We start from the raw sequence: 22098 nt of genomic DNA on the forward strand, positions 1-22098 counted from the left end.
TAGGCTATTTGAAAAGCAGGTACAACACAGGACTCTTTAGTGATAAATAACGTTTTAAAACTAAAGAAAACAATAACAATTTACACCACAGGCCTTTCATGACTAATAAACTTTTTGTTACTAAGCGTAATGGCGAAAAAGAACCCATCGATTTAGAGAAAATTCACCGCGTTATTGCTTGGGCAGCTGAAGATCTTGATGACGTTTCTGTTTCTCAAGTTGAATTAAAATCTCATATTCAATTTTATGATGGTATTAAAACGGCTGATATTCATGAAACGATTATTAAAGCAGCCGCAGATTTAATATCAGAAGAGACACCTGATTATCAATATTTAGCTGCCAGACTAGCGGTTTTTCATTTACGTAAGAAAGCTTATGGCCAATTTGAGCCACCAAAACTATATGACCATATAGTGAAGCTGGTTGACTCAGGTAAATATGATCAACATTTATTAGTTGATTACGATGAAAGCGATTTCGAACATATGTCGCTATTTTTAGATCATAGTCGTGATTTAAACTTCAGCTATGCTGCAGTTAAGCAACTCGAAGGTAAATACTTAGTACAGAACCGTGTTAATGGTGAAATTTATGAAAGCGCACAGTTTTTATATATTTTAGTTGCTGCCTGTTTATTCGCTAAATATCCGAAAGAAACTAGGTTAAGTTATATTAAGGGGTTCTATAACGCTATATCAACCTTTAAGATATCGTTACCAACCCCAATAATGGCGGGGGTTAGAACACCAACTCGTCAATTTTCATCATGTGTATTAATAGAATGTGATGATTCTTTAGATTCGATTAACGCAACATCAAGCGCAATAGTAAAATATGTTTCTCAACGTGCTGGAATTGGCGTTAATGCAGGACGTATTCGTGCATTAGGTAGTACTATTCGTAATGGTGAAGCCTTTCATACCGGATGTATTCCGTTCTATAAACACTTCCAAACAGCTGTTAAAAGTTGTTCTCAAGGTGGTGTTCGTGGCGGTGCCGCTACCTTGTTCTATCCGCTTTGGCATTTAGAAGTTGAAAGCTTACTGGTACTTAAAAACAATCGTGGTGTTGAAGAAAACCGTGTTAGACATTTAGATTACGGCGTTCAATTTAACAAAGTCATGTATCAACGTCTGATTAAAGGTGGCCATATTACCCTGTTTAGCCCTAGTGATGTTCCAGGACTTTATGATGCATTCTTTGAAGATCAAGACAAGTTTGAAGCGCTTTATGTACAATATGAAAACGATGATTCAATTCGTAAAAAACGCATTAAAGCAATAGAGTTATTTACGTTATTCGCACAAGAGCGTGCGAGTACTGGCCGTATATATTTACAAAACGTTGATCATTGTAATACTCATAGTCCGTTTGACCCAAGCAAAGCCCCTATTCGTCAAAGTAACTTGTGTTTAGAAATTGCCTTACCAACTAAGCCAATGACTGATATCAACGATGAAAATGGTGAAATAGCACTCTGTACCTTATCTGCTTTTAACTTAGGTGCAATTGAGTCTCTTGATGAACTAGAAGAGTTGGCCGATTTAGCCGTACGTGCGCTAGATAACTTATTAGATTATCAAGACTACCCTATTCCTGCGGCCCGTAGTGCGAGTTTAGCACGCCGTACGTTAGGCATAGGTGTAATCAATTATGCTTATTATTTAGCTAAAAATGGCTTATATTATTCAAACGGTAGTGCCAATAATTTAACCCATAAAACCTTTGAAGCCATCCAGTATTATTTACTGAAAGCGACTAACGGTTTAGCAAAAGAAAAAGGTGCTTGTCCTAAGTTTGATGAAACTCGTCTTGCTCAAGGTATTTTACCAATTGATACTTATAAAAAATCTATTGATGATATTACCGGTGAACCGTTACATTTAGATTGGGAATCATTGCGCGCAAGTATTCAAAAATATGGTGTACGTAATTCAACTGTATCGGCTTTGATGCCATCTGAAACTTCATCTCAAATATCAAATGCAACAAATGGCATTGAACCACCTCGTGGTTTGATCAGTGTTAAAGCCAGTAAAGATGGCATACTAAAACAAGTTGTACCTGAGTATCAGAAACTTAAAGACAATTACGAATTACTTTGGAATATCCCAAGCAATGAAGGTTATTTAGAGCTTGTTGGTATTATGCAAAAATTTGTTGACCAAACTATTTCTGCAAATACCAATTATGATCCGGCTAAGTTTGACGGTGGCAAAGTGCCAATTAAACAAATTTTAAAAGACATATTAACTGCTTATAAGCTTGGTGTTAAAACCATGTATTACCATAACACTCGTGATGGTGCGAATGATGATATGGAAGTAGAAGATGATAGCTGCGCTGGTGGTGCTTGCAAAATATAATACCTAAGTGATTACGTAATCAGGTATATAACAATCATCAAATAATATAACGAACACAATTCAACAAATGAAATCAAATGAATCGGGTAATTTTACTCGATTCATTATTGTCGTTTAAAACAATGGCAATATATTAAGGGATAAATAAATAATGACGTACACCACGTTTAATCAGACGCCTAATAATGCTTTACTTGAACCAATGTTCTTAGGTAATAGTGTTAATGTTTCTCGTTATGACCAGCAACGATATGTCGCTTTTGAAAAATTAATTGAAAAACAGCTTTCATTTTTTTGGCGACCAGAAGAAGTTGATGTTTCAAAAGATAGATCTGATTGGCAAGGTTTAACTGACTCTGAAAAACATATTTTCATTTCAAATTTAAAATATCAAACTTTACTTGATTCAATGGCTGCACGTTCAGTTAATGCAGTTTTATTACCTCTAGTATCATTACCCGAAGTTGAAACTTGGGTAGAAACCTGGGCATTTAGTGAAACCATTCACTCACGCTCTTACACGCATATTTTACGTAATTTATTTACCGATCCAGGTGAAGTTTTTGATGACATTATTGTCAACCCGGCAATTTTAAAACGTGCAAGTAGCATTTCAAAATATTTTGATGACGTTATTCTAACCACACAATTGTTACAATCACTTGGTGAAGGCGCGTACGACATTGAAGGGAAAACTATCGAGGTAAGTAAACGTAAGCTTAAAGAACGTTTATATTTAGCTATATGCTCTGTTAACGCCTTAGAAGCAATCAGATTTTACGTTAGCTTTGCTTGTTCATTTGCTTTTGCGGAACGTGAATTACTTGAAGGCAATGCAAAAATTATTAAATTAATTGCTCGCGATGAAGCACTTCATTTAACGGGAACTCAGCATATTTTAAACAATTGGATGACAGGTAAAGACGATCCTGAAATGCAAGAAATAAGCATTGAATTACGTGATGCTGGTTTACAAATATTCTTAGATGTTGTTGAACAAGAAAAAGAATGGGCGCAATACTTATTTAAAGATGGTTCAATGATCGGATTAAATGCCGAAATATTAAATCAATACATCGAATATATTTCCAACCAACGCCTTTCTGCCATTGGTTTTGGTGCGCCATTCGATATAAAAAGCAACCCACTCCCTTGGATGAATGCTTATTTAGTTAGTGACAATGTACAAGTAGCTCCTCAAGAAACAGAGATATCAAGTTACTTAGTTGGCCAAGTAGATTCAACTATTGATGCTGATGATTTTGATGATTTTGATTTGTAAAACCGTTTAAATATCTTTCTATGCCTGCATCAAGTAAACCTTCGATAAAACCAGTGCCACAAATTAGTGTCAACGGTAAGGTCATAGAGTATAAGCAATCAAAGCAAAGCTTATTGGAATGTTTAGAGCAGGCAGGTGTCGAAGTTCATTATCACTGTCGAGATGGATTTTGCGGAGCTTGTCGAGTCACGCTAGCCTCAGGAGAGATAAGCTACCCTGAAGGGGAGCCGTTAGCCTTTATCGGCGAAAATGAGATCCTACCTTGCTGCTGTGTTCCCGTTACTGATATTAGTTTAAAAATTGATGAATAATAAAGACATCTTAACTATTTTTTGAGATGTCTTTGTCACCACCCTTTAATTATTTTACATATAGAAATATTAAATACACTTAAAAAATCAAATACTAAGCTCAATAGTTACTATTTAAACAATACTTACAAAGAAAGTAGGTTTATTTTACAAGATACTGAGCTTTAACTTTTAAAGTATAGGAAGTTTCGTTAAACTCAATTCATCAGTATCTTCCTTGTAATAATTATAATATGCATGCACTTTTTGAATACATTCCATTAGTTATCTTTTTTGTAGTAAATAAATTTGTCGATATTTATTGGGCTACCGCTTCATTAATTGCTAGTTCAGCCTTACAAATTCTTTATTACATTATTAAAAAAGAAAAAGTCCCCACACGTAATTGGATATTTTTTGGTTTAATCGCTGTTTTTGGTGGCTTAACTATCTTTTTACACGATGAAGCTTTTATTAAATGGAAAGTAACGATCATCAATGAGTTTTTTGCTGTTGCGCTACTCGTTAGTTATTACCTATTTAAAAAGAATATTATTAAACAATTTTTATCTGAATCAATAAATCTTCCCGATCCTATTTGGACTAAACTAAACCTAGCTTGGGCACTTTTCTTTGCCTTATGTGGTGTACTAAATTGGTATGTTGCTTTTAACTTTGACTTAGAAACTTGGGTAAATTTTAAAGTATTTGGCTTAACTGGGCTTATGTTTGCCTTCTCAATTATCACAATATTATCTTTACACAAATATATGCGTGATGACAGCGAAGACATAACTAACGCAATTGAAGATAGTATTGAAATAAATTCAAATGTAATAAGTAAACCTCAACACAACAAAGATAATGACAAAATATAGGAAAACAAATGTTATATTTAATATACAGTGAAGACGTCAGCAACAGTTTAGAAAAACGCTTATCAGTAAGAGAGCTTCACTTAGCTCGCTTAAGTACTCTACAAAGTGAAGGACGCTTATTAGTTGCAGGCCCATGCCCCGCTATAGATAGTAATGATCCGGGTGCAGCTGGCTTTACGGGCTCATTAATTATTGCAGAGTTTGATGACCTAACAGCAGCACAACAATGGGCTGATGCTGATCCCTATATTGCAGCCGGTGTTTATGAAAAAGTCACCGTGAAGCCTTATAAAAAAGTATTACCTAATTAATAATTTTCTTCTATTTAAAATATGATTAACAAGAGAACTATCTCAAGCGTATTAATATTTACGTATCAATTACTTTCTGCTCCTGTCTACGCTCATGATCCGTTAGACGCATGCTTAGAGGTAGAGCAAACGGCTAAAAGCCAATCACTCTGCCTTGATAATTTAAAAGAAGTGGTTGAACGCGAATTGCAAACATGGATAAACACCCATATTTTAAACTTGGAAGAGAAAATAACAGCTACTTGGCGCCCTGCAGCACTAAAACTTTTCAGACGTTCAGAAAGTGACTTTGTTGCTTTTCGAGAGCATGAATGTCGGTGGCAATATTTTGCGACACCACCAGAAAAAAGTGCAACATTAACATATAAGCGATGCTACATATTAATTACTCAAAATCGTATAGATCAATTGAGTAAGACACTGTAAAGAATATTAAAAGTAGCGGCATATTAGTATTAATAATATCAAATAATATCCATAAAAAAGTCAGCTATTTACATCGCTGACTTTTATTAAATTCATCAAGTTATTCCAAACAATTTAAACGATTAATCTTTACTCTTTTGAATCTGTTCTATTTCTAATAAAACGCTATCTTCATCACTGAGTAAAACAGCTAACCAGCGTCCTTCAGGCGTACTCTCTAACCCTATTTTTAAAATCATGGTTAATGGGACACTCAATAACATACCAACAGTTCCTAATAACCAGCCCCAAAAGATTAACGACAAGAAAACCACTAATGTTGATAAACCTAAACCCTTGCCTAAATATCTAGGCTCGATCATATTGCCCATCACCATATTAATAGCAACATAACCCAATCCTATAAAACCAGCTTCACCAATACCTAACTGTAAACTTGCTAAGGTTACAGCAGGCACAGCAGCAATAATTGAACCAATATTTGGGATGTAATTTAATAAGAAGGCAAATACCCCCCATAAAAGATAGAAATCTAACCCAAAGGCCCAAAGCATCAGCGAGACAACCATACCGGTAGCAATACTAACCATTGTTTTAATAGCAATATAATGATTTACCGAGGCTAAGAAACGTTCAATTTGCTTAATACGCATCTCAGGATCGTCAAGTGCAAAATGCAATTTCACAGGAAATGAAGATGCTTCAAAAAGCATAAACACAACAGTAAGCACAATTAACAGTAAATTAGCCATTACCGAGCCAAAACCACTCAGCATATTTGCCGCCATGCCCATAGCCGCGGCAGGATCAAAGTATTCTAATAAAATAGAAGACGATATTTGAATATTATAACGAGATAAAAAAGCAGTTAACCAAGTAAATTGCTCTTGGAATTGTAGTCGATATTGAGGAATAAGTTCTGACAATTCATTCAGTGACTTGCCCACTAAGCCTGCTAACGATAAAGCAATAGTGACAAAGATAGCAATAACAATAATCACCGAAACGGCTTTAGGTATCTTAAATTGACTCGCCTTAACAACAAGAGGGTTACAAATGATGGCAATAAATAAAGATAATAAAAAGGGGACTAATATATTTGCTGCTGTTTTTACTCCTGCAAAGATGATAAAGATAGCAGCAACAGTGACAAACCCTTTAACCATTGAGCTGTTTTTAGTCGATAATACCATGAAAATTAACTCTTATTTTTTAATAAGAGTTAATATACCTGAAATTAGTCTCTGGCACTAGCTTATGAATTGCTTGCTTTTGATATTAGATTAACTCAGTTTTCTTAATAAACCTTGGGTATTTTGACGCATTGTTTGAGCAACCATAATGTAACCGATGCTACCAACAAACAAAGCACCACTTGCCGGCCCAAGTACCCATACATAAGGGTGAAGTCGTCCTTCAAGATCAAACAATTGTTGCTGAATTACAAGTAAGGTAATATCACTTACCATAGCAGCAACTAAACCAGAAATAGCACCAAGTAATAAAAACTCATAAAGTGTTGCCAATTTAATCAAGCGCCCTTTGGCACCTAAAGTCCGTAATATAACCACTTCCTGTAAACGCTCAGACAAGCTCGCTTGTACTTGTGATATCAGTACTAATGCACCGCTAATTAACACAATTGATAATACAAAGCCTATGGCAAGTGTAACTTGCGAAATAATTGCTTGTGCTTGCTCCATGCGAGTTTTAACATCGATCATGTTAATAGTAGGGTGTCGTTGTAGTAAAAGGCTGATATCTTTAGTGTGCCCCTCTTCTAGTTTTGCTGCACTAAAATAAGTAACGGGTACTTTTCCAACCATATTAGGACTTAAAATCATAAAGAAGTTAGGTTTTATATTTCCCCAATTAACACTTCTAAAACTAGTAACTTTTACCTCAAATTTTTGTTCATTCACTAAAATTGTTAAGGTGTCACCAAGCGCTATATCAAGATCATCTTTCCAACCTTCAAAAACGGAAACTTCTAACGCATCACCATTTTCCGTACTAAACCATTCACCTTCGGTTATCTCATTACCTTCAGGTAATTCATCTAACCAAGTTAAATTAGGCTCACGTCTTGAGCCATTTCTAGCATTTTCATCTTTCTCTTCACCCTCTTGCTGTGAAACACGTCGCGCAAATTCTTCGCCATTAACGGCATCAACGCGCCCCTTAAAGACAGGATAAAAAGCTTCATGTGTAATGCCTTTATCATTAAAGAACTGTTTTATAGGGTCAATTTCTTTTTCTGCAATATTGATGATAAACATATTTGGCGCATCTTCAGGCACTTGCATTTGCCAATCCGCAATCATGTCATTTTTTAGCACAACTAAAAACAGCATTAATTGAATAGCCAAAGCAAAGCTAATTAATTGAATAGCATTAGCATTTGCTCGTTTTTGTAATGTAGCAATAGCTAATGACCAACTAGAGCCAGGTCTTAAACCTAAACTGCGTCCTGCAGCAAAAAACAAGCGCGATACGGCAAATAAAATAACGATGATTAATAAGGTTGAAGCAAATAAAACTAAGGTAGTCACAAGTGCACCACTGAACAACCACATTAAAGCAAAAATAGTAATAAGTGACAGCGCGATATGAATACGGCTTAACGCTAACGTATCCCCTAAATTACGACGCAACACCCGTAAAGGTGGAATATCAAATAAGTCTAATAAAGGTTTAAGTGAAAACATTAATGCACATACCACACCAATGAATGTTGATAAAATCCAAGGTCTAAAACCTGATGGCGGTAATTCTGTCCCCATAAAATTAGCCAAATAACTTGCCCCAATATTTTGCAAAATAAAACCTATGGCTAAACCCGCCATAATAGAACAAATAGTGACTAAACTTAGGTGGAGTAAAAATATATTACGAATTGTTGTGCGGCTACCTCCTAATGTTTTCATCATAGCGACAGGATCATATTGTCGCTCACAATACCGTTTAGCAGAAACCGCCATAGCAACCGCAGCCAACATAATACCGAACAATCCAGCTAGCAATAAGAAACTTTCAGCGCGCTCTAAATTATTACCCAATGGCGTTTGTCGGTCTTTGATCCCTTCCCAACTTTGGTTATTTTGAAGCTGTGGTTTTAACCAAGCGTAATAATCTGATAACTCTTGTTCTTCACCCGCAAACAATAAACGATGAAAAACTCGACTTCCTGCTTGTACGGCTTTGGTAGCGGGAATATCTTCATAATTCAGTAATACTCTTTTATTTCCGGATAAAGAAAAAAATGGAGCATCAGGCTCATTCACCAAAACTTTTGTAATAACAAAAATACCTGCCCCTAACTCAACTTTATCACCCACGTTCACATTAAGCGGATAGAATAAACCTTCACTCAGCCAAACAGTACCAACTTTAGGGCCAGTATCAACCTCATAAGACTCTCCAACTAGCGTATCCTTGATCGTGATTTTTCCTTTTAGCGGATAAGATTGCGAGGTAGCCTTAACCGACCCTAACACTAATTCATCATTAGCAAACAACATAGAGTCAAAAAATAAGAGTTGTGCCGTTTCAAGTCCTTGCGCTTTGGCTTTGTGTAGTATGTCAGGATCAAAAGCATGATTACTTGAAAGGCGCCTATCAGCTGCAATAAAGTCACTACTTTTTTGTTCTATGTTTAAGCCAATACGTTCGGTTATTGACGACAAACTAAAAACAGTTAACACCGCCAATGCAATAGCGGCGAATATAATCGTTAGTTCACCACGACGAAATTCACGCGTAAATAATTTAACAGCTAACTTAACCCACATTAGCAATCACCCCTTCGCTAATTTTTTCAAGCTGTCCGCCTTCAATATGAATAATTCGCTGACATTGTTTAGCTAATTGTTCATCATGAGTAACCAATACCAAGGTAGTGCCATTTTGTTTGTTCAGATCAAATAATAAATCTTCAATTAAATGTCCATTTTTACTATCTAAGTTGGCCGAAGGCTCATCAGCAAAAAGTATTTTTGGTGAACCAACAAAAGCTCGTGCAATGGCAACACGTTGTTGCTCGCCTCCAGATAATTGTGATGGATAATGCTCTAAACGATGAGACAAGCCTACCTTATCTAGAAGATCTAAGGCTTCTTTTTTAGCATTTCGATCGCCTGCTAACTCGGCAGGTAACATAACATTTTCTAGAGCAGTTAAACTCTGTACCAACATAAAAGATTGAAAAACAAAACCTACTTTTTCCGCCCTTACTTTCGCTCTTGCTTCTTCATTAAGCGTGCTTAACGCGTCACCATCTAAATAGATTTCCCCTGCACTGGCGACATCTAGTCCTGCTAGCAAACTCAATAAAGTAGACTTACCTGAGCCTGAAGCTCCAACAATTGCTACAGATTCTCCCTGCCTGACGTTAAAATTAATATCGTTAAGGATAGTGAGGCTTCCTTCAAGCGTGCTAACATGTTTACTTAATTCTGAGACTTGGATAACATTTAATTGAGAAGGTACTGGCATGACTCGTTTTTTCCTAAATTTTGCTGTTGTTATAATGCTAACATGTTTGTCATTTACAACCACCGCTAAAGACAAAATATTACTTATTGGTGACAGCTTAAGCGCAGGTTATGGACTAGAGCAAGAAGAAGCTTGGGTTCATTTGTTACAAAATAAATATAACAAAAAAGATAATGATATCATCATCATTAACACAGCTATTAGCGGACAAACCACTGACAATGCTCTACTCAATATAGACACTTGGCTTGAAACCCATCAGCCAAGCCACGTATTAATAGAACTTGGTGGCAATGATGGAATTAGAGGCTTTCCTATAAAAATTTTACAAAAGCATTTAACTGAGTTAGTGACTAAAAGCCAAGCACAAGGTGCACAAGTCGCATTAATGGAAATTCAAATTCCACCTAATCTAGGTGCACGCTATACCACGATGTTTACTGATAGTTACAATAAAGTAGCCAAAGCAACAAACGCGTATTTAATGCCTTATTTTATGACTAAAATTGCTATTGAACCTAAATTAATGCAAAACGATAATTTACACCCAAATGCTCAAGCACAAGCTATTATTAAAGATTTTATGTATGTAGAAATTAATAAATGGTTGCAAAGCTTAGCCCCTAGATAGCTAGCTAACGTTTGCTATACTAATATAACGTAAGGTGATAACAAATATTGATTAATATCAATCAGTAACCTTTTATAGCTATGCTATTATATCGATATCATTTAATGGCATAACAACTTAACTTGAGCTAAATATGGACTTTATCTGGATTCTTTTTGCTTTTATTTGTGGCTTAGCAGCAAAAACTTTTTCTTTCCCTCCTTCAATAGGCTACCTTTTAGCTGGCTTTATTTTAAACTTTATGGGTTATCAGGCTGATGAAAGTCTAACCATTTTAAGTAATTTAGGCATTACCTTAATGCTATTTACCATTGGCTTAAAACTTAATGTTAGAAGTTTATTTAAAAATGAAATTTGGTTAGCTAGTTCACTGCATACCCTACTTTGGATAGTGCTCACTGTCATAATTATAAAACTCTTTACTATCTCAGCTATAGGCTACTTCTCTAAGTTGGATGTTTTAACCGCAACACTTATTGTTTTTGCGTTAAGTTTTAGCAGTACCGTGTGCGTGATCAAACTACTTGAAGAAAATGGTGAAATGCGTACTCGCCATGGCAAATTAGCGGTTGGTATACTGGTAATTCAAGATATTGTGGCTGTTGCCTTTTTAGTGATTGCCACAGGCAAAACGCCTACTGTTTGGGCATTGGCTTTACTACTATTGTTTATTATCAAACCTGTTATTAATAAAATTGTCGATCATGTTGGCCATGGAGAATTACTCCCTTTAACGGGTTTTTTTATTGCGCTTGGTAGTTATGAACTATTTGAATTAGTGAATATTAAAGGTGATTTGGGAGCACTATTAGTCGGAATTTTTCTTTCTTCGCACCTTAAAGCTACAGAAATAAATAAGTCACTACTAAGCTTTAAAGATATGTTTCTTATCGGTTTCTTCCTATCTATCGGCTTTAGCGCCATTCCTACTTTAGAGATGTTAGGCTTAGCTGCAATGCTGGTTTTAATTATCCCATTAAAATTCATTCTGTTTTTCGGGCTATTAAGCTTGCTAAAAATACGTTGTCGAACATCATATTTATCGGCGTTAGCACTAAGTAATTTTAGTGAATTTGGTTTAATTGTCGGAGCAATCAGTGTGTCTAATGAATGGTTAAGTAGTGTGTGGTTGGTTATTTTAGCTTTAGCTGTATCTATGTCTTTTGTGATCACCAATATTCTGTACCCTCATGCACATAGCTTTTTTAGTAAACATAAAGAGTTTTTCTATAAATTTGAACGTAATGAATATTTAGCTGAAGATAAATTTTCTCAGCCTCAAGATGCACCTATCGTGATCATAGGAATGGGTCGTGTTGGTATGGGAGCTTACCGTGCAATTTGTGAACATGACAATAAACTAGCTTGGGGGCTCGATGCCGAGCCTGAAAAAGTGCAATTACTTTCAGAACAAGGTGCTCAAGTGTATTGTGGAGATGCCGAAGATGCATTTTTCTGGGAAAAAGTTAACCTATCTAACTTAAAACTCGTACTACTTGCCTTACCAAACGTAATCGACAGTGTGAATATAACGAATCAATTAAAATCTGCAGGTTATCAAGGGAAAATAGCCGCTATTGCTCGTTATGATGATGAGCGCTCTCAGTTAGAAGAGCTAGGTATTGATAAAGTGTTTAATTTTTATACTGAAGCAGGTGTTGGTTTTGCCGATGAAAGTATGGGGCTTATACAAACAACAAATTAACACTTACGTGTTAATTTGTAAGGAAGATTTCCCATTTAAAGTTAGCGTATTAAGCCTTTGAATTATTGTGAAATTGAATAATTACTAAGTCAATTTTACAATATTATTAAAAATAATTCGCATAACTCAAACCTTGCACTACACTTATTCAAGCACTATAGCAGTTTACAGACATAAATATTTTACTTCCTCTCTCTGAAATAAAGTATATGCTCGCAGCAGGCAGGGTCTGGACTTTATGCTTAGAATATTTAGTAACGTATGTAAACGAATATAGCGCATGGCTCAAACCCCTTTGAGCCAACTTTTTAGGCCTAAACTAGCATAGTTTGGGCCTTTTTTTATATAAGAAAACTGAGAACTGATAAAGTATATTTTAGCTTGTCGGCTCATTTTTATTTGGCAGTTTACTTGAGATAAGTGCAGCGATGCTCACAAATAATGTCGAAATGACTAAACAGGCAATTAAACCTTGTTCTTGATACATCCATCCAGATAATACAGTACCCATTAACCTCCCCATAGCATTGGCCATATAATAAAAACCAACATCAAGTGACACTGCATCTTTATTAGCATAACTTACAATAAGGTAACTATGTAGCGATGAATTAATCGCAAACACAATACCAAAAATCAATAAACCAATTATGATTGAATACTGAATATAAAAATCAAAATATAATGAAGCCGCTATTGCTATAGGCAATAAACTCAGCATTACAGCCCACAAACAGGCTGATTTTCCAGTAGGTACTTTGCCTTGTTTTTTCCCGGTAAAGTAAGGGGCAAACGATTGAACAATACCATAACCAATTACCCAAGAAGCCATAAAGCCACTAACCCACCAATGATCCCATTGAAAAGTTGCCGCAAGGTAAACAGGTAAAGCAACAACGAACCACACATCCCTAGCACCAAATAAAAACATTCGTGCAGCAGATAGGCGGTTAATAGCATCACTTTTAGAAAATATCTTAGTAAATTTTGGTTTGTTTTTGGCTTTTCCTAAATCTTCTTTTAAATATAAAAGGCTAAAAATCCAAACCACTATTAATAAGAGCGCCATCACAATAATAGCGCCCTTAAAGCCTATTAATGTTAATAATATTCCCCCTAAAAAGAAACCAACTCCTTTAAGCGTATTTTTAGACCCCGTAAGAATAGCAATCCACTGATATAGTTTATTTTCGGCATTTTCAGGAACCAGTAATTTTATCGAACTTTTAGCGCTCATTTTATTAAGATCTTTCGCTATTCCGGAAAGCGCTTGCGCCATCATAACATAGACCACAGTCAACATTTCTGGCGGAGCTGTCAGCATACCAAGAGCTACAATTTGCATCGCTAAACCAATATTCATGGTTTTATTTAAACCAAACCTTGCCCCTAACCAACCACCAACAAGATTAGTAATCACGCCAAATATTTCATAAAACAAAAATAACATCGCAATTTTTAGTGGGCTATAGCCTAATTGATGAAAATAAAGCACTACAAGCATGCGTAGAGCACCATCAGTTAAGGTAAATGCCCAATAATTACCTGTTATCATTAAGTATTGTTTAATCTGCGGCGTTAATGTTTTTAACGATAAAAAACTCATTAATAACTATTCCTTTAGGCTAAATCGGCTAATCCGACCATACGCGCTAATTCAGCCGTTCTATTGGCATACCCCCATTCATTGTCATACCAAACATATAATTTAACTTGAGTATTATTAACGACCATCGTTGATAAAGCATCGATAATGCTTGAACGTGGATCTGTTTTATAATCAATAGAAACTAATGGTCGTTCTTCATAACCTAAAATACCGCTAAGCTCATTATTAGCAGCTTCTTTAAGTAAGTTATTTACCACTTCTACTGTTGTATTTTTTTCTAACTCAAACACACAATCGGTAATAGAAGCATTGGTTAACGGTACACGAATAGCATGACCATTTAGTTTTCCTTTTAATTCAGGGAAAATATGTGTTATCGCTGTTGCTGACCCTGTTGTTGTTGGAATTAAGCTAGTGCCACATGAGCGAGCACGTCGTAGGTCTTTGTGCGGCGCATCAATAATAGTTTGCGTATTCGTTATGTCATGAATAGTGGTAATCGAACCATGCTTAATGCCTATCTTTTCGTGAATAACCTTAACGACAGGGGCTATACAATTAGTGGTACATGATGCAGCCGTTACAATAGAATGAATTTCTTTATTGTATAAGTGATCATTAACTCCCATTACAACATTTAACACTCCCTCTTCCTTTACCGGCGCTGTAACAACTACACGTTTAACGCCTTGATCTAAATAAGCTTGTAATAAAGCTTTCGTTTTGATTTTACCTGAAGCTTCAATAACAACATCACATTTTGACCAATCAGTCTCTTGTGTCATTTTATTTTGTGTACAAGGGATCGCTTTGCCATTTATGATCATTTCCTCGCCATTCACTGTTTTTTTACTCGTCGCTTCATGACACCAGCGACCATGAACTGAATCAAAAGTCATTAAATGCGCTAATGTTGCCGCATCACCTGCTGGATCGTTAATATGAACAATTTCTACATCATCCCAATCAAATGCAGCCCGCATCGATAAACGTCCCATACGGCCAAAGCCATTAATACCAATTTTAAGTGTCATCGTTTTTTCCTAAAATAAGAACAAGAATATTTAATATGAATTAAAGTAATTTAATTGCTTCAAGTTTTTTAATGATGTCGGTCTGAGTTTTTGTACCTCAGAAATAATTTTTTCATGAGACCAACCTAGGGCTAACAGTATTAATCCGATAACTAAACCTGTTCTGCCAGAGCCACCTTTACAATGGACCGCAATAACTCCTTTGTTATTTATTATCTTTATGATGTTAGCTTTATGAACCTGCCATTGTGTTTCAAATGCCTGATTTGGTTCAGCGTCATCTAAAATAGGCAATTGTAACCATTGTATACCTTGCTTGTTGCACTCTTCAGGTAAAGAAAGTACTGCATTTCTTTCCATTTCTTCATCAAACATCAAGGTAATAAGTAAATTAGTACCCGCATTTTTAAGCGTGGCAATAGATGCGACTAAATCTGCTTCTTTTGTGCCCGGACAAGGAGTAAAAATAAGTTGAGCGCCATTATCTAACGGTAACGTATCAAAAGGATGTGTTAAGCATAGTGTTTTTTTAATCATTTTATTTAAACCAATGTTGTGTCCGATTAATGATATAAACTAAGGAGAGCATTACGGGTACTTCCACTAACACCCCAACGACGGTTGCAAGCGCAGCCCCTGAATGTAAACCAAACAGTGAAATGGCAACCGCAACAGCTAATTCAAAAAAGTTTGAAGTACCAATTAAACAGGCTGGTGCCGCAATATTTTGAGGCAGCTTCATCCATATAGCAGCGATATAAGCAATAATGAAGATACCGTAAGTTTGGATCATTAATGGAATAGCGATTAAGCCAATGGTTTCAGGCTCATTAATAATTGTATTGGCTTGAAAGCCAAATAATAATACTACCGTAGCGAGCAATCCAATAACTGACCAAGGCTTCATTGTTGATAGAAAGTGCGTCAGTGATTTCTCACTATTATTTAATTTTTGGCGAGTTAAAATACCGGCAACTAACGGTAATAGCACGTAAAGGACCACTGAGATAAATAAGGTTTCCCACGGTACTTCAATATCACTCACCCCAAGTAATAATGCCGATATTGGCGCAAAAGCGAAAATCATAATGACATCATTCACTGATACTTGTACTAAGGTATAGTTTGGATCACCTTTTGTTAATTGCGACCAAATAAACACCATGGCAGTACATGGCGCAACACCAAGTAAAATCATACCCGCAATATATTCCTGTGCAGATTCAGGATCGACTAAATCAACAAATAAACCATTAAAGAAAAGCCAACCTAAACCTGCCATAGTAAATGGTTTAATCAACCAATTAATTATCACGGTTAGAACTAACCCTTTTGGGTTTTTACCTACATCTTTTATTGCTGAAAAATCAATTTGCACCATCATTGGGTAAATCATCACCCAAATAAAAATAGCTACCACAATATTAACATGCGCTATTTCAACGTTAGCAATAAGCTGAAATACCTCTGGTTGCCATAACCCTAACAACACACCAGAAAGCATGCTAATAGCTACCCAAAATGATAAATAACGCTCAAAAATACCCATTAAAATATATCCTTAAATTTAATTTTTACTTCGCACAATTTTACTTACAAAAAGTAGCTTTATTCGGTCGGCTTTGCATTTTAGTTAATCGTAAGTATGCATCCTGGAAAAGATGTGTATTATTTTCCGTTGTCTCTGCTATAACCGCTTTTGCCCAATGAGGAAGTTCAGGGTTAATTCGGTAAAACACCCATTGACCATGTTTTCGAGCACTCAAAATATTAGATTTTCTTAATAGTGCTAAATTACGAGATACCTTAGGCTGACTATCTTCAGCTAAAGCTTCCATTATTTCACAGACACATAATTCACCATGATAATGCGATAACATTAAGACCTTCATTCGGATTTCATCTGTCAGGTTTTTATAAAAATCAATCGGTGTTAAACGCAGCGTTTTTTCTTCTGTTTCACTAAGCTCTGTGTTGTTGCTGACCTTCTCTTCAACACTCGCTCCTTCCATGATTAGAAACATAGACAAACGACGACTTAACTCATTTAAAGTCATTGTAAATGGTGCATTACCTAAACGGTTTTTAGGGTCTGGAAAGTCCCAGGCATATTGTTGTTTTGCATCAGGAAAATCCCGACATTCACTGCTGGCTTTATCACAAAGTGTAATAACAAAATCAAACTCTCGGCCTACAAATGTATCAATTCCTTTAGAGACTAATTGCGGTGGATCAATACCAAATTGCTTTAATGCTGCAATCGCACGTCCATCGACGTTTTCGGGTTGTGTACCCGCACTAAAAATATCAAATTGATCACCTGCTTTGTGCTTAAGCAACGCTTCTGCCATTTGTGATCTCGCTGAATTACCAGTACATAGAAAAAGTACGCTGCGTTTACTTTTGTTCATATTAAATCTTACACTCACAATATATAAACATAATTGTATATATGTTTTTTCATATATACAAGCAGATGAGCACAAAAAAAACGTAGATATTATAATAAACATCTACGTTTTATAATCTAAGTGACCATAACTTATTGTTATAAAAATATATTTAAGTCATTAACAGCTCAAATGTACATTACAAATAAAGAAAACTTAGTAAGAACGAAAGCGTTACCCACATCAATAAAATTAGTGGAATACCAACCCGCATAAAGTCAGAGAACTGATAACCGCCAGCATTCATCACCAACAAATTAGTTTTATACGCCATCGGGGTCGCATAGCTTAAATTAGCACCAAATAAAACAGCTAAGATAAAAGGTTCTGCCGGCAGGTTGAGTTGGCTAGCAACAGAGATAGCAATGGGTGTACCAATAACTGCCGCAGCATTATTCGATACTATATTGGTTAAAATAGCGAGTAACAACATCAATGCCGCAATCACACCACCCGGAGGGAGCCCAAAAGATACAGCAACAAAAACCTGTGCGATATATTCAGCGCCCCCTGTTATCATCATCGCTGAGCCCAAAGCGAGGGAAGCAGCCACAATTAAAATAACTTGAGTACTCAAAGCAGATGCAGCTTCTTCCCAATTTAAACATTTAGTCATAAGCAGTATAAGTACACCAACAATAGAACTAATTTCAATCGGCAACAGACCAAGCGCCGAAGATGCAACAACCGCTAATAACGTTCCTAACGCAATTGGCGCTTTACTGGTTTGTGGTAAGGCTTCTGCACCATCAATAGTTAAAAAACCTTTTTTAGACTTTAACAAATGTATTTGTTCTGTTTTACCTTGAACCAGTAATACATCACCAATTTTAAGTTTAGTATCACCAATACTACTACGCCCTATCTCCATTGCTTTACCTGCACGGTGTAAAGCAACTACTGAAATTGCATATTTTTGGATAAAATGCGCTTGCTGTAACGTTTTCCCTTCTATGCCAGAGCCAGCAATAATCACAATCTCAGCTAATGTTTGTTCATCAGCTTTTAATGGATGCTCGTCAGAAACTTTATGCAGCCCTGAGAATAACGTAGCGCCTAATACTGTCTCAAATTCTTTTAAGCGATCAGGGTAATCATGCACTTTTAACCTATCACCAACTTTAAGTATCGTATCAGGTAAAGGAATAATATTACGATTATCCTTTCCTCGCTGAATACTTTCTATTTTAAGTTGACCATCAGTCATCGCAATTATTTCAGCAATGGTTTTTTCGTTTACATTACTTTCTTCACTAATATTAAGGTATGCACTAAATAAGCGTGGCGAGGTATCAGGCATTAACGGTGTTCTACTTGGTAATAGCTTAGGGGCAATTAACCATAAATAGATGATAGCGACTAGAGAAGCAATAAGTGCTGGCTGAACAAAATCAAATAATCCAAACTCAACTGACCCCATGTTTTTTGCAATACTAACCACTAATAAGTTTGTTGAGGTGCCTATAGTTGTAGCCATACCACCTACCAATGTTGCTAAGCCCATAGGTAATAACATTGGAGAAGCATCTGTTTTATTACGTAATGAAACACTGATCAAAATAGGCAATAAGAGAACAACAACGGGTGTGTTATTGATAAAAGCACTTAATACGCCAGCAAGGATAAGTGTCAATAATAAAGACAATGCTGGGCTAATCTTCCACAGTTTAGCTAAATATCGCCCAATAGGCTCTAAAGCTCCCGTTCGCACAATACCATGACCAATAATCATCAATGCACAAACTGTCACCAGCGCTTCGTGGCCAAAACCAAAAAACAAAGTACTTGGTTCAAAATGTTCACCATCAATATAAAAAGGAAACACTGAAAACATCACACATAAAATTGCAATAACAGCTAATGATGATGTTTCTAGAGGTATGCTGTCACGACGAAATAGATATAACGCTAGTACGGTGATCAATAAGATCGCTAATGCATGATAATTAGGTAGGTCAGGAATATTCAATGGGCAATACCAAGTTGATTAAATTAGGTAGCGTGAACGCTAATGACGCTATAAGGGGTAAATTTAAAATAAATTTTATTTGTTATAAATACTTTATAATACCTTCTGGATCAAGTATATACTTAACCTGAACTCAGTTTAAGATGTTTTTAATTTATTGAAATTATTAATAATATAACTATATTTTATACTTTAACTTGATAATTTTTCTTAATTCAAAGCAAATTTCGCGTCACTAGCTAGTCTATTACAAGTAAATTTAACGATGAAGTAAGGGAAAAATAACTGTTAGGTAATCTAACAGCAATAATAGCCTTACTATTGGTAGGTTTTACTTGCATGTTTATGGAGTTTATTATGACTGTTACGGCAGTACGTTTTTAAATATCCTGAGATTAACGGCGATAACGGCATTGAGTATTTTAAACTGCGCTCTGTTTAGTACATAATGAGTATAATAGTTAACACCTTAGTTTGTATTAAAAATATAATATAAGAAAAGCTGAAAGATCATACTGTTGAAATGCAAGATTTGTAACCTACATCACTTTACAATTTACGTATTGAACCAAGCTTTTTCCTTTGCCCTTATTTCTAATGTTCATATTTTATAGCCTACTAGTGAATGTAATATTTCATTTTAACAACTAACAATAACAACAAATAACCACTAACGAATATACAATGACAATAAAACGCAAAACTCTTTTTTGGAAATTATATCCCTCTTTTCTAAGCATCTCATTTATTTCATTACTCGCTATTGTAATGATTGCGCTTTGGTCCTTTAAATCATTCTATTATCAAGAGCGAGCTTTAGATTTAGAAATTAGAGCCAAAATATTAGCACCTGAATTCTCTCGACTTATTCAAGCTAAACGCTATCCAGAAATTCAAAATAAAGCGCAACAATTAGGTGATGATTCATTTACCAGAATAACCATTATTCTCCCTTCAGGATTAGTGCTGGGTGATAATAAAAAGTCACCAAAAATAATGGACAATCACATAGGTCGTCCAGAAATAGAACAAGCACTCATGACAGGAAAAGGTTTAGCAATAAGGTACAGTGATACTATATCAACAGATGCCATGAATTTTGCCATGCCCATTATTGAACAAGATATCCTTATTGGCTTTATCAGAACATCAACGCCTTTAGATACATTACAAAATGCGCTATGGATAATTTATTATAAAATATCTATAGGGTTTATTATTCTCACAGTTATTACTGTTTTTGCTAGCTGGTGGATGTCAAAATCTTTAGTGAGGCCGCTTGAAATGATAAAAATACAAGCACAACGGTTAGCTAAAGGTGATTTTTCAAGCCGTGTACAATTAGGCTCTAATGATTCTCTTGAGTCTGAACAATTAGGACAAGCATTTAATGAAATTGCCATTGAATTAAATCAACGTATTGAAACAATCCTCAATCAAAGAAACGAACAAGAAGCGGTATTTTCAAGTATGGTTGAAGGCGTTGTTGCGGTTGATAGTAATGAAAAAATTATCAGTATTAACCAAGCAGCCTATAACATTTTAAAAATAAGAGAAAAAAATATAGAAGGCTGTAAGTTAAAAAGCACAATAGATAACAGTGAACTATATAACTTGATTGTATTTTCGCTACAACAGAGCTCTCCAGTTGGGCAAGAAATTATTATTCATAATGAAAATACACATGAACAAGTTCTGTTTGCTCAATCAGCTCCGCTACTTGATATACACAAAAACAAGTGTGGTACCCTTGTTGTATTTAACGACATAACAAAGTTAAAAGAATTCGAATTACAAAGAAAAGAATTTGTTGCTAACGTATCGCACGAACTCAGAACACCACTTACCGCTATCCAAGGCCTTTCTGAAACCTTAATAGAGTTTCCAGAGTTAGATCAAGAAAAACGCTGCTATTTTATTGGTGTGATACATACCCACTCTATTCGTTTAGAAGGGATTATAGAAAACTTACTGACATTATCTAAAATAGAAAAAGAAACAGAGGTTGATGAAATAGACTTTGTTGATGAATCAGTCACCTTAGCAATAAGCAATGCTATTTTCCTTTGTAAAGACAAAGCACTAAAAAGAAATATCAACATCATATTAAATAATGCAGAAGATATAAGCTTTAAACATAATTCGTCATTAATAGAACAAGCAATTATTAATCTATTAAACAATGCTATTAAATACAGTAATGGTAATAGTGAAATAAACATTACTATTATTAAAGAAAATAATGATATTAAGATCAACGTTGCGGACCAAGGCAGTGGGATTCCTGAAGAGCATTTATCTAGACTATTTGAACGCTTCTATCGTGTAGATAAAGCACGTAGTCGACAATTAGGTGGGACAGGCTTAGGTTTATCTATTGTAAAACATATTGCTTTAGCGCATAAAGGTACTGTCAGTGTAACTAGCGAGCTAAATAAGGGCAGCGTTTTTTCATTAATTTTACCATTGAATAATGAAGGGTAATCCAAATTAACTAACGCCATATTCGACATAAAGCTAAAGCAATAATTTAATGTTCGATTGTACTAATTAGATAATCAGCATGGTCTATTAAACTATGCTTACTTAACTCACTAAACATAGCCTTTGCACCAAATAATAGACAAAAAAATAGCGCTAAAATGAGCGC

General features: G+C 35.4%; 18 protein-coding genes. 9 read left to right on the top strand and 9 right to left on the bottom strand.

Annotated elements, in window-relative coordinates; translation table 11 throughout:
* Nucleotides 1-98 precede the first annotated feature (98 nt).
* The 6 genes from nrdA (at nt 99) to KO509_RS17410 (ending at nt 5556) form a co-directional block, all read left to right on the top strand.
* Nucleotides 99-2369, top strand: coding sequence for a class 1a ribonucleoside-diphosphate reductase subunit alpha (gene nrdA / locus KO509_RS17385; RefSeq protein WP_215974527.1), 2271 nt, complete (start codon nt 99-101; stop codon nt 2367-2369).
* A 151-nt stretch (nt 2370-2520) separates the two neighbouring features.
* A complete protein-coding gene (gene nrdB, locus KO509_RS17390; RefSeq protein ID WP_215974528.1) occupies nt 2521-3651 on the top strand; it encodes a class Ia ribonucleoside-diphosphate reductase subunit beta in 1131 nt (376 codons plus the stop codon).
* 20 nt (nt 3652-3671) lie between these two features.
* On the top strand, nt 3672-3962 hold the full coding sequence (yfaE, locus tag KO509_RS17395; protein ID WP_215974529.1) for a class I ribonucleotide reductase maintenance protein YfaE: 291 nt from the start codon (nt 3672-3674) through the stop codon (nt 3960-3962).
* A gap of 233 nt (nt 3963-4195) precedes the next feature.
* Nucleotides 4196-4819, top strand: a complete 624-nt coding sequence (locus KO509_RS17400; RefSeq protein ID WP_215974530.1) for a septation protein A — start codon at nt 4196-4198, stop codon at nt 4817-4819.
* A gap of 8 nt (nt 4820-4827) precedes the next feature.
* On the top strand, nt 4828-5130 hold the full coding sequence (locus KO509_RS17405) for a YciI family protein (RefSeq protein ID WP_215974531.1): 303 nt from the start codon (nt 4828-4830) through the stop codon (nt 5128-5130).
* Between the two features lie 21 nt (nt 5131-5151).
* Nucleotides 5152-5556: a lysozyme inhibitor LprI family protein gene (locus KO509_RS17410; RefSeq protein ID WP_215974532.1), complete on the top strand. Its 405-nt coding sequence runs from the start codon at nt 5152-5154 to the stop codon at nt 5554-5556.
* Nucleotides 5557-5678: 122 nt separating this feature from the next.
* On the opposite strand, the gene KO509_RS17415 is transcribed toward KO509_RS17410, so the two are convergent.
* The 3 genes from KO509_RS17415 to KO509_RS17425 form a co-directional block, all read right to left on the bottom strand.
* The gene (locus KO509_RS17415; protein WP_215974533.1) at nt 5679-6749 is read right to left on the bottom strand and encodes an AI-2E family transporter; all 1071 of its coding nucleotides are present in this window, start codon (nt 6747-6749) and stop codon (nt 5679-5681) included.
* A 90-nt stretch (nt 6750-6839) separates the two neighbouring features.
* The gene (locus KO509_RS17420) at nt 6840-9347 is read right to left on the bottom strand and encodes an FtsX-like permease family protein (protein WP_215974534.1); all 2508 of its coding nucleotides are present in this window, start codon (nt 9345-9347) and stop codon (nt 6840-6842) included.
* Nucleotides 9337-10050: an ABC transporter ATP-binding protein gene (locus KO509_RS17425; protein WP_215974535.1), complete on the bottom strand. Its 714-nt coding sequence runs from the start codon at nt 10048-10050 to the stop codon at nt 9337-9339. The genes KO509_RS17420 and KO509_RS17425 overlap by 11 nt, the downstream gene beginning before the upstream one ends.
* On the opposite strand from KO509_RS17425, the gene KO509_RS17430 reads away from it, so the two are divergent.
* Together KO509_RS17430 and KO509_RS17435 are read left to right on the top strand one after the other, a co-directional pair.
* The gene (locus tag KO509_RS17430) at nt 10049-10681 is read left to right on the top strand and encodes an arylesterase (RefSeq protein WP_215974536.1); all 633 of its coding nucleotides are present in this window, start codon (nt 10049-10051) and stop codon (nt 10679-10681) included. The genes KO509_RS17425 and KO509_RS17430 overlap by 2 nt on opposite strands.
* Nucleotides 10682-10814: 133 nt before the next feature.
* Nucleotides 10815-12386 carry a cation:proton antiporter family protein gene (locus tag KO509_RS17435; protein WP_215974537.1) on the top strand — a complete coding sequence of 524 codons (1572 nt, stop codon included), beginning with the start codon at nt 10815-10817 and terminating at the stop codon, nt 12384-12386.
* 376 nt (nt 12387-12762) lie between these two features.
* Here KO509_RS17435 and arsJ read toward each other — a convergent pair whose 3' ends face one another.
* The 6 genes from arsJ to KO509_RS17465 form a co-directional block, all read right to left on the bottom strand.
* The gene (arsJ, locus tag KO509_RS17440; RefSeq protein WP_215974538.1) at nt 12763-13992 is read right to left on the bottom strand and encodes an organoarsenical effux MFS transporter ArsJ; all 1230 of its coding nucleotides are present in this window, start codon (nt 13990-13992) and stop codon (nt 12763-12765) included.
* A 14-nt stretch (nt 13993-14006) separates the two neighbouring features.
* The gene (locus tag KO509_RS17445; RefSeq protein WP_215974539.1) at nt 14007-15029 is read right to left on the bottom strand and encodes an ArsJ-associated glyceraldehyde-3-phosphate dehydrogenase; all 1023 of its coding nucleotides are present in this window, start codon (nt 15027-15029) and stop codon (nt 14007-14009) included.
* 30 nt (nt 15030-15059) lie between these two features.
* On the bottom strand, nt 15060-15566 hold the full coding sequence (locus KO509_RS17450; protein WP_215974540.1) for a dual specificity protein phosphatase family protein: 507 nt from the start codon (nt 15564-15566) through the stop codon (nt 15060-15062).
* Nucleotide 15567: 1 nt separating this feature from the next.
* The gene (gene arsB, locus KO509_RS17455) at nt 15568-16578 is read right to left on the bottom strand and encodes an ACR3 family arsenite efflux transporter (RefSeq protein ID WP_215974541.1); all 1011 of its coding nucleotides are present in this window, start codon (nt 16576-16578) and stop codon (nt 15568-15570) included.
* Nucleotides 16579-16618: 40 nt separating this feature from the next.
* Entirely contained in the window at nt 16619-17440 is an 822-nt protein-coding gene (locus tag KO509_RS17460; protein WP_215974542.1) for a metalloregulator ArsR/SmtB family transcription factor, read from the bottom strand.
* Between the two features lie 178 nt (nt 17441-17618).
* Entirely contained in the window at nt 17619-19448 is a 1830-nt protein-coding gene (locus KO509_RS17465) for an SLC13 family permease (protein ID WP_215974543.1), read from the bottom strand.
* A gap of 684 nt (nt 19449-20132) precedes the next feature.
* On the opposite strand from KO509_RS17465, the gene KO509_RS17470 reads away from it, so the two are divergent.
* Nucleotides 20133-21932: an ATP-binding protein gene (locus tag KO509_RS17470; RefSeq protein ID WP_215974544.1), complete on the top strand. Its 1800-nt coding sequence runs from the start codon at nt 20133-20135 to the stop codon at nt 21930-21932.
* Nucleotides 21933-22098: the final 166 nt, after the last annotated feature.

The sequence above is a fragment of the Colwellia sp. C2M11 genome (genome assembly GCF_018860915.1).
Lineage (GTDB): Bacteria > Pseudomonadota > Gammaproteobacteria > Enterobacterales > Alteromonadaceae > Colwellia.